This window comes from Leifsonia sp. Leaf336 (genome assembly GCF_001423695.1).
Lineage (GTDB): Bacteria > Actinomycetota > Actinomycetes > Actinomycetales > Microbacteriaceae > Leifsonia.
Window position 1 is genome coordinate 588,575 of the sequence record NZ_LMOZ01000001.1, and the last position, 13,375, is coordinate 601,949.

General features: G+C 67.2%; 13 protein-coding genes. 11 read left to right on the top strand and 2 right to left on the bottom strand.

Going from position 1 to position 13,375, the window contains the following annotated elements; translation table 11 throughout:
• The first annotated feature begins 78 nt into the window (after window positions 1–78).
• Both ASF88_RS02785 and ASF88_RS02790 read left to right on the top strand, forming a co-directional pair.
• Window positions 79–1,245, top strand: coding sequence for a hypothetical protein (locus ASF88_RS02785; RefSeq protein WP_055913918.1), 1,167 nt, complete (start codon window positions 79–81; stop codon window positions 1,243–1,245).
• A 44-nt stretch (window positions 1,246–1,289) separates the two neighbouring features.
• Entirely contained in the window at window positions 1,290–1,781 is a 492-nt protein-coding gene (locus ASF88_RS02790) for a DUF6121 family protein (protein ID WP_055913921.1), read from the top strand.
• A 201-nt stretch (window positions 1,782–1,982) separates the two neighbouring features.
• Here ASF88_RS02790 and ASF88_RS02795 read toward each other — a convergent pair whose 3' ends face one another.
• Window positions 1,983–2,837: a WecB/TagA/CpsF family glycosyltransferase gene (locus ASF88_RS02795; protein ID WP_055913924.1), complete on the bottom strand. Its 855-nt coding sequence runs from the start codon at window positions 2,835–2,837 to the stop codon at window positions 1,983–1,985.
• A gap of 409 nt (window positions 2,838–3,246) precedes the next feature.
• Between ASF88_RS02795 and rpsL the strand changes: the two genes are divergently transcribed.
• From rpsL to tuf, 4 genes are all read left to right on the top strand, one after another.
• Complete coding sequence (rpsL, locus tag ASF88_RS02800; RefSeq protein ID WP_055913929.1) at window positions 3,247–3,621, top strand: 30S ribosomal protein S12; 375 nt, start codon at window positions 3,247–3,249, stop codon at window positions 3,619–3,621.
• Window positions 3,621–4,091: a 30S ribosomal protein S7 gene (rpsG, locus tag ASF88_RS02805; RefSeq protein ID WP_055913932.1), complete on the top strand. Its 471-nt coding sequence runs from the start codon at window positions 3,621–3,623 to the stop codon at window positions 4,089–4,091. Before rpsL ends, rpsG begins: the two co-directional genes overlap by 1 nt.
• An 87-nt stretch (window positions 4,092–4,178) precedes the next feature.
• Entirely contained in the window at window positions 4,179–6,293 is a 2,115-nt protein-coding gene (fusA, locus tag ASF88_RS02810) for an elongation factor G (protein WP_055913934.1), read from the top strand.
• A 114-nt stretch (window positions 6,294–6,407) separates the two neighbouring features.
• A complete protein-coding gene (gene tuf, locus ASF88_RS02815; RefSeq protein ID WP_055913937.1) occupies window positions 6,408–7,601 on the top strand; it encodes an elongation factor Tu in 1,194 nt (397 codons plus the stop codon).
• Window positions 7,602–7,942: 341 nt separating this feature from the next.
• Here the strand turns inward: tuf and ASF88_RS02820 are convergent, their stop codons facing one another.
• On the bottom strand, window positions 7,943–8,572 hold the full coding sequence (locus ASF88_RS02820; RefSeq protein WP_157498177.1) for a hypothetical protein: 630 nt from the start codon (window positions 8,570–8,572) through the stop codon (window positions 7,943–7,945).
• 464 nt (window positions 8,573–9,036) lie between these two features.
• Here ASF88_RS02820 and ASF88_RS02825 point away from each other — a divergent pair, with 464 nt between their 5' ends.
• From ASF88_RS02825 to rplC, 5 genes are all read left to right on the top strand, one after another.
• Window positions 9,037–10,041: a glycosyltransferase family 2 protein gene (locus tag ASF88_RS02825; protein WP_055913944.1), complete on the top strand. Its 1,005-nt coding sequence runs from the start codon at window positions 9,037–9,039 to the stop codon at window positions 10,039–10,041.
• On the top strand, window positions 10,038–10,958 hold the full coding sequence (locus tag ASF88_RS02830) for a glycosyltransferase family 2 protein (protein WP_055913947.1): 921 nt from the start codon (window positions 10,038–10,040) through the stop codon (window positions 10,956–10,958). Before ASF88_RS02825 ends, ASF88_RS02830 begins: the two co-directional genes overlap by 4 nt.
• Complete coding sequence (locus tag ASF88_RS02835) at window positions 10,955–12,037, top strand: glycosyltransferase (RefSeq protein WP_055913950.1); 1,083 nt, start codon at window positions 10,955–10,957, stop codon at window positions 12,035–12,037. The genes ASF88_RS02830 and ASF88_RS02835 overlap by 4 nt, the downstream gene beginning before the upstream one ends.
• Window positions 12,038–12,392: 355 nt before the next feature.
• Entirely contained in the window at window positions 12,393–12,701 is a 309-nt protein-coding gene (gene rpsJ, locus ASF88_RS02840) for a 30S ribosomal protein S10 (RefSeq protein WP_005050520.1), read from the top strand.
• A 14-nt stretch (window positions 12,702–12,715) separates the two neighbouring features.
• On the top strand, window positions 12,716–13,375 hold the full coding sequence (gene rplC / locus ASF88_RS02845; protein ID WP_055913953.1) for a 50S ribosomal protein L3: 660 nt from the start codon (window positions 12,716–12,718) through the stop codon (window positions 13,373–13,375).

Here is a 13,375-nt window from a genome sequence, read left to right on the forward strand (position 1 = left end):
CCCTCGACTTGGGCACCCCCGTTGCTACAGTGGGCACCACTTACAGGTGCCCACTGGGGCGGAGCGAGGAGTGCCAGCATGAGCGACACGACACCGGAACCCGCTGACAAGCGGGACGGCGCAGGGCCGAACGCGCCCGACGTCGACCCGGCCACCGCGCCCGCCGCCTCCGCGGCAGCCGAGCCGACGCCTGCCGAACAGCCGGCGACCACCGCAGAAGCACCCGCCGAGCCGGCCGCCGCCGACTCTGCAACCGAGCCGCACGACACCGATCCCGACATGGCCGCGCCCCCGTCGGGCCCCGTCTCCGCCCGCGGTCACGTCAACCGTCCCGCTGACGAGAACGCGCCGGCGACCCCGGCACCGGCCGCTGCCGCACCCGCCGCTCCCGCGCCGACGATCGAACTCGAGCCTGTGACGGCCTCCGACGACGACATCGCGGCCGCCGTCGCGCGCACGCACACCGAGCCGGGAGCGACCGCCGCCGGTGACGCTACGGTCGACACGGCGTCGCCCGCGCAGTCGGCCGCGCCCGTGATCATCGCAGGGGAGGCCGCCCAGCAAGCGGCCGCCCAGCAGGCTGCGGCACCCGCCGCAGCCACGGCCGCCTACGCCGCCCAGCCCGAGCCGGTCGCCGCGCCGCCCATGGCGCCGCATCCGGTCGCACCGATCTTCCTGCAGCGGCCCGAGCCGCCCAAGCGCAAGAGCAACCGCGGCGTCGGCATCCTGATCGCGCTCGTCGGCACCGTGCTCTTCGCCGTCCTGTGGGCGCTCGCTGTCGTCGTGGTGGGAGCGATGATCGCTCCCACCAGTGACTTCATTCCGGCCCTCATCCAGTTCTCCACTCGTAGCGCGGCGTGGGCGCCGATCGTCGCCTTCTTCGTCGGCATGGTGGTGCTGATCCAGATCATCAACCGCGCCCGCTGGTGGGCGTACATCCTCGGGGGCCTGTTCGTCGCCATCCTCGTCTACCTCGTCTACATCGGCGCCGTGCTCGTCGACAATGGCTACTTCCAGAAGAACCCCGGTGAGCGGCAGATCCTGCTCAACCAGGTGTGGGTCGCTCCGTTCGCCGTCCTGGCCGGCGTGATCGCCCGGGAGGTCTCCATCTGGACCGGCGCCTGGCTCGCCGCTCGCGGCCGTAAGCTCAAGGCACGCAACGCGGAGGCGCAGGCCGACTACGAGCAGCAGGTCGCCGATGCGCAGAACCAGGCCGCCAACGCCTACGCGCAGCAGGGGTACTGACACGCCCGTTCCGATCCGTCGCAGGCCGGCTCCGGGAGACTCCTATGCGTGAGGAACGTTCCTACGTGATCGTCGTCGCCTGCTTCGCCGCCGGGCTCTACCTCGCCGTGCTCGTCGCCGCGTTCGGCGTGATCTCGCTCGCGACGGACACCGAGGTGATCCCGGATCCGGCGGCTGGGCCGCTGGTCGGGCCGATCATGGTCGCCGTCGCCGTCGGCGTATTCCTCGTCCTGCTCATTCTCACCGGGATCCGCGTGCCGGGAGAGCAGCAGCGTATCGCACCGCTCAATGCGCTCGGCGCGGGCCTGGCGTGCTACCTCGCCTACTGTCTCTCCGGAGGAGTGGCCGGTGCGCTCGCGACCGGGGACGCCCTCCGCTTCGCGCTCTTCGCCGTGTCTCGGTTCGCCAGCCTGTATGCCATTGCGGTCGCGGTGGTGGCGTTCCTGATCATGCTGCTGTACCAACTCGTGCTCGTCGGCCGCTTTCGGCAGCGCGGGAGGCCGCGTTGGCCGTGGGAGCGTCCCGACGACGAATGAGGGTCGTCCCGCGGGATGTGACTCGGAGGGTGGACGTAGCGGTCCATCCCTGCCGATACGCTGCGGCAACCCGTCAGAGAGGTTCGATTTCCGACGCTTCCGTCCCGCCGCCACGCGACTGGACAGTGACAGCATGGCCGGGAGCGTCTCCCCGCTGATCGGACGAACCTCGGGACGCCAGGCTCGCCCCTGACCCGGGGGTCAGGCCGCTCGATCGGAGCGCTCGCTCGCCACGCTCTCCTCCGCGCTCTCCGGCGCGCGGGAGGGTTCCGCGAACGAGTGAGGGGCCGCCGTCGTCCGGCGACGCCGGGTCCGCACCCGCTCTGCCAGCGCGATCGGGATCATCCCGACGAGCCACGGCAGATCCTGCAGCAGGTAGCGCTTGACGAGTCGGTGCGGGTCCTGCCCCATCCTCCACACCCACTCCAGTCCGAGTCGGCGCATCAGGTGCGGCGCCCGGGGAAAGTGGCCGGTGTTCATCTGCGCCGCGGCGCCTGCGCCGATGAAGACGATGCTGTCGATGTGCCTCTTGCGCAGTTCGAGGATCAGGCGCTCCTGCTTCGGGAAGCCTAAGCAGACGAACAGGACGTCCGGACGGACGGTCTCGATGAACGCGCTAGCCGCGTCGATCAGCGCGAGGCTGCCCGGTTCCGCGAACGGGAGGTCGGACCCGTGCACGTGCGAGTGTCCCTTCGCGCGGTAGAACGTCTCGGCTTCGGTCGCCGCCGCGCCGACGATGCCGACGCGCAGGTCTGTCGCGGCGGGGTGCTCGATGACGGCGTTCATCAGGTCGGTGCCGGTGACTCGCGGGAACCGCCCCCTACCAGCGATCCGCAGCAACCAGGTGAGGGGGACGCCGTCCACGGTCCAGAACGAGGTCTCCCGCTCGAGCTCGGGGAGGCCGACCGTCCGCAGGTGCCGCGAGATCGAGACGTTGGAAGTGACGACGATCCCGCCGCCGGAGCGGGAGAGGTCGATGACGTGGCGGCTGGACTCGTCGAGGTCGGCGCGGTCTAGCTTGAGGCCGCCCAGGACGGCGCGTTCGAAGGTCTGCACCCGGCAAGTGTCACATATGTATTGTGGATGTCACACACGAGTTCGGTGTACGACCCCGGTGGAATCACCCCGGGTTTCACGCGAGGGTGAGATCTTTCGCTGTGCGCGGACAGCGCGCTAGCACGCCCTCGTTCATTTGACCGCTTACCGCGCGGACGATAGTATTTATCGGGTGTGCGCTCTGTCGCGCGCTTGTTCCATGCCTGGCGACGGGCGCCCTCACGGGGAAACAGGCGGGCCGGCACGTACTCATCCGATGGGCAAGGAACCGCACGGAACCCTGCCCCCACGGCATATCGGCCATCGGTCCGATACTCCTCACTTCCCGAGCGACCCGCGAAGCGGGTGGATCGGGGTGCGGGGAAAAAGCAACAACTGTCACCGTGCAGTCCATATAAGGAGAAGTTCAGTGCCAACCATTCAGCAGTTGGTTCGGAAGGGCCGGACGCCGAAGGTCACCAAGACCAAGGCTCCCGCCCTGAAGTCCAACCCCCAGCAGCGCGGCGTGTGCACCCGTGTCTACACCACCACCCCCAAGAAGCCGAACTCGGCGCTCCGCAAGGTCGCGCGTGTCAAGCTCTCGAACGGGACCGAGGTCACCGCGTACATCCCCGGTGAGGGCCACAACCTGCAGGAGCACTCGATGGTGCTCGTCCGCGGCGGCCGTGTGAAGGACCTGCCCGGCGTCCGCTACAAGATCGTCCGTGGCGCCCTCGACACCCAGGCCGTCAAGAACCGCAAGCAGGCTCGCAGCCGCTACGGCGCGAAGATGGAGAAGAAGTAATGCCTCGCAAGGGTCCCGCTCCGAAGCGCCCCGTCGTCGCCGACCCGGTGTACGGCGCGCCGGTCGTCAGCCAGCTCGTCAACAAGATCCTCCTCGACGGCAAGAAGGGCCTCGCCGAGCGCATCGTCTACGACGCGCTCGAGGGTGTCGCCTCCAAGTCCGGCCAGGACGCGGTCGTCACGCTCAAGAAGGCGCTCGACAACATCCGCCCGACCCTCGAGGTCCGCAGCCGCCGCGTCGGCGGTTCGACCTACCAGGTGCCGGTCGAGGTCAAGCCGCACCGCGCGAACACCCTCGCGCTTCGCTGGCTCACCAGCTACGCCAAGGGCCGTCGCGAGAAGACGATGACCGAGCGTCTCACCAACGAGATCCTCGACGCGTCGAACGGTCTGGGTGCCGCGGTCAAGCGCCGCGAGGACACCCACAAGATGGCCGAGTCGAACAAGGCCTTCGCCCACTACCGCTGGTAACACTTTTCGTCGTCCGGGCGTTGTACTCCCCAGGAGTGCTCCGCCCGGGCGGCACCCCTTCCACTCTCTACTTTTCGGAGGAAACCTGTGGCACAGGACGTGCTCACCGACCTGAAGAAGGTCCGCAACATCGGCATCATGGCCCACATCGATGCCGGCAAGACCACCACGACCGAGCGCATCCTGTTCTACACGGGCGTCAACCACAAGATCGGTGAGACCCACGACGGTGCGTCGACCACCGACTGGATGGAGCAGGAGAAGGAGCGCGGCATCACCATCACGTCCGCGGCCGTGACCTGTTTCTGGAACAAGAACCAGATCAACATCATCGACACCCCCGGACACGTCGACTTCACGGTCGAGGTGGAGCGTTCGCTCCGCGTGCTCGACGGTGCCGTCGCGGTCTTCGACGCGAAGGAGGGCGTCGAGCCCCAGTCGGAGACCGTGTGGCGTCAGGCCGACAAGTACGTCGTCCCGCGCATCTGCTTCGTCAACAAGATGGACAAGCTGGGCGCCGACTTCTACTTCACCGTCGACACGATCGTTTCCCGCCTCGGCGCCAAGCCGCTGGTGATGCAGCTCCCGATCGGTTCCGAGTCCGACTTCGTCGGCGTCGTCGACCTGATCGAGATGCGCGCGCTGGTGTGGCCGGGCGACGCCAAGGGCGACGTGACGATGGGCGCCAAGTACGAGGTCCAGGAGATCCCCGCCGACCTTCAGGAGAAGGCCGAGGAGTACCGCAACCGTCTCCTCGAGACCGTCGCCGAGACCGACGACGTGCTGCTTGAGAAGTTCTTCGGCGGCGAGGAGATCACCGTTCCGGAGATCAAGGCGGCCATCCGCAAGCTCACCGTGAACAACGAGATCTACCCGGTCCTCTGCGGTTCCGCGTTCAAGAACCGTGGTGTTCAGCCGATGCTCGACGCAGTGATCGACTACCTCCCCTCGCCGCTCGACGTGCCCGCCATCGAGGCGCACAACCCGCGCGACGAGGAGGAGGTCATCCTCCGTCACGCCGACGCCACCGAGCCGTTCTCGGCCCTCGCGTTCAAGGTCGCAGTGCACCCGTTCTTCGGTCGTCTGACCTACGTGCGCGTGTACTCGGGCCGTGTCGACTCCGGTGCCGCGGTCGTGAACTCGACCAAGGGCAAGAAGGAGCGCATCGGCAAGATCTTCCAGATGCACGCCAACAAGGAGAACCCGGTCGACTACGTCACCGCCGGCAACATCTACGCGGTGATCGGCCTCAAGGACACCACCACCGGTGACACCCTGAGCGACCCGGACAACCAGGTCGTGCTCGAGTCGATGACCTTCCCGGAGCCGGTGATCGAGGTCGCGATCGAGCCGAAGACCAAGGCCGACCAGGAGAAGCTGGGCACCGCGATCCAGAAGCTGGCCGAAGAGGACCCGACGTTCCGCACCGAGCAGAACCAGGAGACCGGCCAGACCGTCATCAAGGGCATGGGCGAGCTCCACCTCGACATCCTCGTCGACCGCATGAAGCGCGAGTTCAACGTCGAGGCCAACGTGGGCAAGCCCCAGGTGGCCTACCGCGAGACGATCCGCCGCACGGTCGAGAAGTACGACTACACCCACAAGAAGCAGACCGGTGGTTCCGGTCAGTTCGCAAAGGTGCAGATCAGCCTGGAGCCGATGGACGTCACCCCGGAGACCTCGTACGAGTTCGTGAACGCCGTCACCGGTGGTCGCGTGCCGCGCGAGTACATCCCCTCGGTCGACGCGGGAATCCAGGACGCGATGCAGGTCGGCGTGCTCGCCGGCTTCCCGACGGTGGGCGTCAAGGCGACGCTCGTCGACGGTGCCTCGCACGACGTCGACTCCTCGGAGATGGCGTTCAAGATCGCCGGCTCGATGGCCTACAAGGAGGCTGCGCGCAAGGCGAACCCGGTGCTCCTCGAGCCGCTCATGGCGGTCGAGGTGCGTACGCCGGAGGAGTACATGGGCGACGTCATCGGCGACCTCAACTCCCGCCGTGGACAGATCCAGTCCATGGAGGATGCGAGCGGCGTCAAGGTCGTCCGCGCCAACGTCCCGCTGTCCGAGATGTTCGGCTACATCGGCGACCTGCGGTCCAAGACCTCGGGCCGTGCGGTGTACTCGATGCAGTTCGACAGCTACGCGGAGGTCCCGAAGGCTGTCGCCGACGAGATCGTCCAGAAGAGCAAGGGCGAGTGACCTCGGTCACTGCTCCCAGGCAACATCCCGTAACATAAGAAACCAATCCCGTAGACCCTCCGGTCGAAATCCGTCGACCGGGGTGTCTGCACGAGAGTCCTGAGGAGGACCACAGTGGCTAAGGCCAAGTTCGAGCGGACTAAGCCGCACGTGAACATCGGAACCATCGGTCACGTCGACCACGGCAAGACGACGCTCACCGCGGCGATCTCCAAGGTGCTTGCTGACAAGTACCCGTCGGCGACCAACGTGCAGCGCGACTTCGCGTCGATCGACTCGGCTCCGGAAGAGCGTCAGCGTGGTATCACGATCAACATCTCGCACGTCGAGTACGAGACGCCGAAGCGCCACTACGCGCACGTCGACGCCCCGGGTCACGCCGACTACATCAAGAACATGATCACCGGCGCTGCCCAGATGGACGGCGCGATCCTCGTGGTCGCCGCCACCGACGGCCCGATGGCTCAGACCCGCGAGCACGTGCTGCTGGCCAAGCAGGTCGGCGTTCCGTACCTGCTCGTCGCGCTGAACAAGTCCGACATGGTCGACGACGAGGAGATCCTGGAGCTCGTCGAGCTCGAGGTCCGCGAGCTGCTCTCCAGCCAGGACTTCGACGGCGACAACGCCCCCGTCGTGCGCGTCTCGGGCCTCAAGGCTCTCGAGGGTGACGAGAAGTGGGTCCAGTCGGTTCTCGACCTCATGGACGCCGTCGACGAGTCCATCCCGGACCCGGTGCGCGACAAGGACAAGCCGTTCCTGATGCCGATCGAGGACGTCTTCACGATCACCGGTCGTGGCACCGTCGTCACCGGTCGCGCCGAGCGTGGCACCCTCGCCATCAACTCCGAGGTCGAGATCGTCGGCATCCGCCCGACGCAGAAGACCACGGTCACTGGTATCGAGATGTTCCACAAGCAGCTCGACGAGGCCTGGGCCGGCGAGAACTGTGGTCTGCTCCTCCGCGGCACCAAGCGCGAGGACGTGGAGCGCGGCCAGGTCGTCGTGAAGCCGGGTTCGGTTACGCCGCACACCAACTTCGAGGGCACTGCCTACATTCTCTCGAAGGAGGAGGGTGGCCGTCACAACCCCTTCTACACGAACTACCGTCCGCAGTTCTACTTCCGTACCACCGACGTCACCGGCGTCATCTCGCTGCCCGAGGGCACCGAGATGGTCATGCCCGGCGACACCACCGACATGTCGGTCGAGCTGATCCAGCCGATCGCCATGGAGGAGGGCCTCGGCTTCGCCATCCGTGAGGGTGGCCGCACCGTGGGCGCCGGTACGGTGACCAAGATCAACAAGTAAGTCATTCGCTCGGTCTACCGAGCAGACTCACTCGGCGAGGGCCGGATCCGCGAGGATCCGGCCCTCCGTCGTTTTACCCGCCTCAAGACGATCATGGTTCGGGGGGTTTACCTCTCGGCCGGTCGGGCGCAGAATTGTCCCACCGTTTCAACCGAACGGATCCGTCGACGAAGGGAGAGTGCCTATGGTGAGCATGGACCTCGCAAACCAGACCAAGCCGCTGACCGGATCACGGATGAATAGTTCGGACACCGCGTAAGCGGACTTGGAACCACGAGAGCGGCGGCGCGAGGCGCCGTTCGGGCGGGATCGACCGAGGTCGGTCCCGCTTTTCCGTGCAATCACGCGTCCAGGCCGAGCTCGGCACGACGGGAGACGGGGTCGAGTGGCATTCCCTCGCTCACCAAGAGCTCGCGCATCCTGTCGACACGACGGCCGGTTTCCCTACGCCAGCGGATGATGCGCAGCCCTGCGGCCTCGATCCGCCGCTGGCGCTGCGTCCGCGCCGCGAGGCGATCTTGGGCATCGCGCGAGCGGTGAAACACGGGGTGAAGGAGCCTTTCGGCGCCATCCACTTCGCCCGCCAGTCCGAGCGTCGGCCAGCCGAAGGCGACCCGCGCGAACTGACCGTCCAGGTCGTGGACCGCGAATTGGAGCTCAGGAGCAGGCGCACCCGCCAGTGCCATGGTCGCGCGGCTGATCGATTCGAGCGGCGAACCTGCGCGGCCGTCCGCAAACCGTGCGACTGCCAAGGCGCGCGACCGTTCGCCGGCATCGACGATGCGTTCGGCGGCGGCCATGATCTCGATGCGTGCGGTGAGCGGCGTCTGGTCGCCGAACGGGCCGCTGGTTAGCACGTGATCTGCGACGACCACTCCTTCTTCGAACGACGTGCGTCCCGCGAGGTCGGCCACCGTCTGCGCGGCTGAGGTCACCAGCAGGCCGTGTCGGCGCTCCACCTGCATTTCCACGGGTCGTGGGGACGAGACGACGCCCCGGCCGGCGCTTCCGTACGCACCCGTCGTGACGACGTGGATCGTCGAAGGGGGAGGGGTCAGGAACGGGAGACCATGGATCAGCGCTGCCGACCAGTAGGCGAAGACCGGCGGTCGTGCCCGTAGAGCTGCAAAAAGCTGGAGGCGCTCGAGCAGCTCCTGCCGGGAGCGAGGTCGATCGCCCCGCCGGAAGGTCGCAGGGCTTCCGGACTCGACCAAGCGGAGGTGGGCGCGTCTCTCTGCGGTATCGGTTGTGCGCGAAATTGCTGTCATGTCCTCAGCATTGTGGCCGGGGAGGCCCTCTGGCCTCGCCGGGCGAGATCCGTGGAAAACGAGACGGGAGCCCCAATGGGGAGGATTTCGTCGCCGTAGTCTCCGCGTCAGATGCGACGGGAGTGAATAAATAGATATGTTACCTGCAGTAGTATGACCGGGACATCATGGTGAATTCAGTACCCGAGTATCCGATCAGCATCGTCGTCTGCTTCCACAACGCGGGCGATGCTGTTGAGCACACGCTGGCGTGGCTCGATCGCATCGATCGCGGTGCCCAGGTCGTGCTCGTCGATGATGCCTCGCACGACGGCACGCCGGAGCGGCTGGGGGCCTGGGCGGCGTCGAAGGCGGACGCCGTGGTCGTCGCACTCGACGAAAACCACGGTCCCGCCCGTGCGCGCAACATCGCGCTCGGCCACGTCCGGCGCGAATATGTGTGGTTCGTCGATGACGACGACGAGCCCGCCCCGAATGCGCTAGCCGTCTTCGACCAGGTGATTCGCGAGAGCCGACCTCACCTCGTCTTCGCACGCGCGCGCTTCCGGTCGGCCGCTGCCGCTGAGCGCTGGGTCGACGGAGTCGACGAGTCCCACGTCATCGACCGCGAGACGGCCCTGCTGCGAATCCTCCGCGGCGACGTCCAAGGCTTCCTCTGGAGCAAGCTCTTTCATCGATCCGTGCTCGGAGACACCCCATTCGGCACCGAGTACCCGCAGGAGGACTTCGTCGGCGTGATCGGCGCGATTGAACGCAGCGAGCGGATCGCCCTGTCTCCGCACTCCGTCTACACCTATGTCGAGCGGTCGGGCTCGCTGAGCCGCGGACGACGTCCCGACTTCAGCCGCTACGCCGCGGCCAGAGACGTCGCGGTCGCCGCTGCCGGCCGGGCGGGCATCGACCCGCGTCTGGTGGAGTACTTCCGATTGTGGTTCTACGCGATCGCCGTCGCTTTCGTCCCGATCCGGCGTCGCGCGCCCCGTCCCGACGTGCGAGAGGGAATCCGCTTGGCCCGAGCCGAGTTGCGGAGGCTCGACCTCGCCGAGTGCGCGGCGATCGACCGCCGCGCCACGCTCCACGGACGCATCATCCTGGCGGCCGGGCCCGTGTACCCGGCCCTGCTGATCCCCGCTCTCTGGCTCCATGACCGGCTCAGGAGGCTTCGCTCATGACCACCTTGCACGACGCCGTTTCCGTCGTCATCCCGACGATGAACACCCGGGCAACCCTTCACACCGCGGTCGACTCCGCGCTCGCCCAGCGCGACGTCGAGGTCGAGGTGGTCGTCGCGATGAACGGGCCAGGCGAGAACCCGGAATTCGACGACCCGCGCGTGCGGGTCGTCCGCTCCGACCCGGCCGATCGCGGAAACGGGGCGCGGATGGCGGGCATCCGCGCCGCCCGGCACGAATTGATCGCATTGCTCGACGATGACGACACCTGGGTGCCGTCCAAGCTCAGCGATCAGCTCGCTGCTGTGAGGAAGCGGGGACTGAGCGATGACAACTGGCTCATCACGTGCTCCATCGCCGAACTCGACACGCTCACGGGTCTCACGCGCATCGTTCCGACGGAGCCGGTGGTCGACGTTCTGAGCATCTCCTATTACCTCCTCGCGAGGCCACGGCTCCACTCGGTGTCGCCGCAGTTCGCTTCCTCCACCATGCTGTTCCCACGCTCTCTCGCTCTCGACGAGCCGTGGGACACCACGGTCCGGCTGCATCAGGATTGGGAATGGCTCGTGCGGCTGGAGCGCAACCGCGGCACGCGGATGCTCTGTCTGCCCGTGCCGCTCGTGGAACGGCCGGTGAGTCATCCGGACTCGTTGACGACGGCACCGGACTGGCGATCGAGTCTGGACTGGGGCAAGCGGCACCTGGCCAACCACTCCGCCCGCATCCGCGGAGACTTCTTCCTCACCATCCCGGCCGACCGTGCCGGCCGGGCCGCGAGCGCACGGGGCCTCCTCGCGTGCCTGGGTGCGGCCCTGCGTCTCGGTCGCGCCGGTTACGGCGCGTGGGCGTATTTCGGCGTTACGGTCGCGCGCGCCGCGCGCAACGGCATCCGCACGGCAGGGGCGCGTTCGTGAAGGTCGGCTACGGCCGGGTATGGGATCCGTCCTACCCGCGCAACGCGCGCATCCGCGCCTACCTGACGCGTCGGTTCGGTGCGGACATCACCGTCAACCGGCGCTGGGAGGGCTCGAGGAGCCGTCGGATACCTCACGACGTCCTCACGCTGCTGTTCGGGTTGCACGGCAAGCAGCTGTACATCCTCGCCGAGTTCTCTCTCCCGTACGCCGTTCTGCTCTGGATCGTGGCGCGCGTCAACCGCGGCGTGCTCGTCGTCGACGGCTTCGTGGGGCAGTACGAGACGATGGTCGAAGACTGGAAGAAGACCAGACCGGGCACGCTGCGCGCGCGCTGGTACTCCGTGGTCGACCGGATCGCCTGTCGCGTAGCCGACCTGGTCCTCATCGACACGCGGGTGCGGGCGCGCGCTCTCGCGGACGCCCACCCGGGCACGGAGGTGCTCTCGCTTCCGGTCGGCGCCCCGGCGTGGGCACTTCCCGCGGCCCGGCCCGAACCACGGTCCGGGGGCGTCGTGAAGGTGCTCTACTACGGCAACTACATCCCGCTGCACGGCTTGCCCGTGGTCTTGGAGGCGGTGCGGAGGGCGGTCGGCGAGACCGAGCTGTCGGTGACCCTCATCGGCCACGGAACGCCCCGTCGCGAGATCGAGCGCCGCGTCTCCGAGCTCGAACTCGACGGCGTCTGCCGGTTCATCGACCCCGTTCCCGAGGAGGAGCTCGCCGGCCACCTCGCCGATGCCGACATCGTGCTCGGGATCTTCGGTGACTCCGACAAAGCGCGGACGGTGATCGCGAACAAGGTCTGGCAGGGCCTGGCGTCCGGTCGGACGGTCGTGACGCGCACGTCTCCCGCGCTGGCCGAGATCGCGGACGTGTGCGCCGGCCAGCTCGTGCAGGTCGACGGCGGAGACGACGAGCAGCTCGCGGCGGAGCTCGCCGCGGCACTGGTGCGACTGGCGACCGACGGAGGCCGCACCGCGACCGACACGGCGGTGGCGCTCGAGGCCTATGTCGCCTCCGAATACGACGCATTCGGACGCCGTGTGGAGGAGCTTCTGGCCGCTCGTCGGCGCTGACGACCGACGCGCGACACGCCCGGGTTGCAGCATTGCCGAGTATCTGGCAAACTTGTGTGGTTCAACATTTCGGAACGAGCGCGCTCACGTGCGCTCCGAACGGATCACTGCCAGGCAGTGCATAGCCCACCGCGGGAGTCTTCGGACCGGCGGTTGAGGGGTTAGGCCGCAGGTAGCAGGACATGCTCACAATCGACATCCTCGAAAAACAGGCCATAGGTCTGTGCTCAGGGCGGTTCGTGAGTTGACAGAAGAATAGTGGCGTTCCCCACGCGTACGTCGCACTGCGTCCAATGCGAGGAACGGCTCGAGAGAGCCGTCTCGTACGACGCCATAACAAGAGAGAGAGTCAGACATGGCGGGACAGAAGATCCGCATTCGGCTTAAGTCGTATGACCACGAGGTCATCGACACCTCGGCGCGCAAGATCGTCGACACGGTGACCCGTGCTGGCGCGACCGTCGTCGGCCCGGTGCCGCTTCCCACCGAGAAGAACGTGGTGTGCGTCATCCGTTCGCCCCACAAGTACAAGGACAGCCGCGAGCACTTCGAGATGCGCACGCACAAGCGGCTGATCGACATCATCGACCCGACGCCGAAGGCCGTCGACTCGCTCATGCGTCTCGACCTGCCCGCCGACGTCAACATCGAGATCAAGCTCTGAGGGGGAGTGCCGCTATGTCCAACATCGACACCAAGACCTCCAAGGGCCTCCTCGGCAAGAAGCTCGGCATGACCCAGGTCTGGGACGAGAACAACAAGCTCATCCCCGTGACGGTCATCGAGATCACGCCGAACGTCGTGACCCAGGTCCGCACCCCCGAGGTCGACGGCTACAACGCCGTCCAGATCGCGTACGGCCAGATCGACCCGCGCAAGGTCAACAAGCCGGCCGCAGGCCACTTCGACAAGGCGGGCGTTACGCCGCGCCGCCACCTCACCGAGGTCCGCACCGCCGACGCCGCCGAGTACTCGGCCGGCCAGGAGCTCACCGTGGACGCCACCTTCGAGGCCGGCCAGCTGGTCGACGTCGTCGGCACCTCCAAGGGCAAGGGCTTCGCCGGTGTTATGAAGCGCCACAACTTCAAGGGTGTCTCCGCCTCGCACGGTGCGCACCGCAACCACCGCAAGCCGGGCTCCATCGGCGCCTCCTCGACCCCGAGCCGTGTCTTCAAGGGCATGCGCATGGCCGGTCGCATGGGTGGCGAGCGCGTGACCGTCCTGAACCTCAAGGTCCAGGCCGTCGACGCCGAGAAGGGCCTGCTGCTCGTCAAGGGTGCCGTTCCCGGCGCCCGTGGCCGCATCGTTTTCGTCCGCAACGCAGTGAAGGGGGCCTAA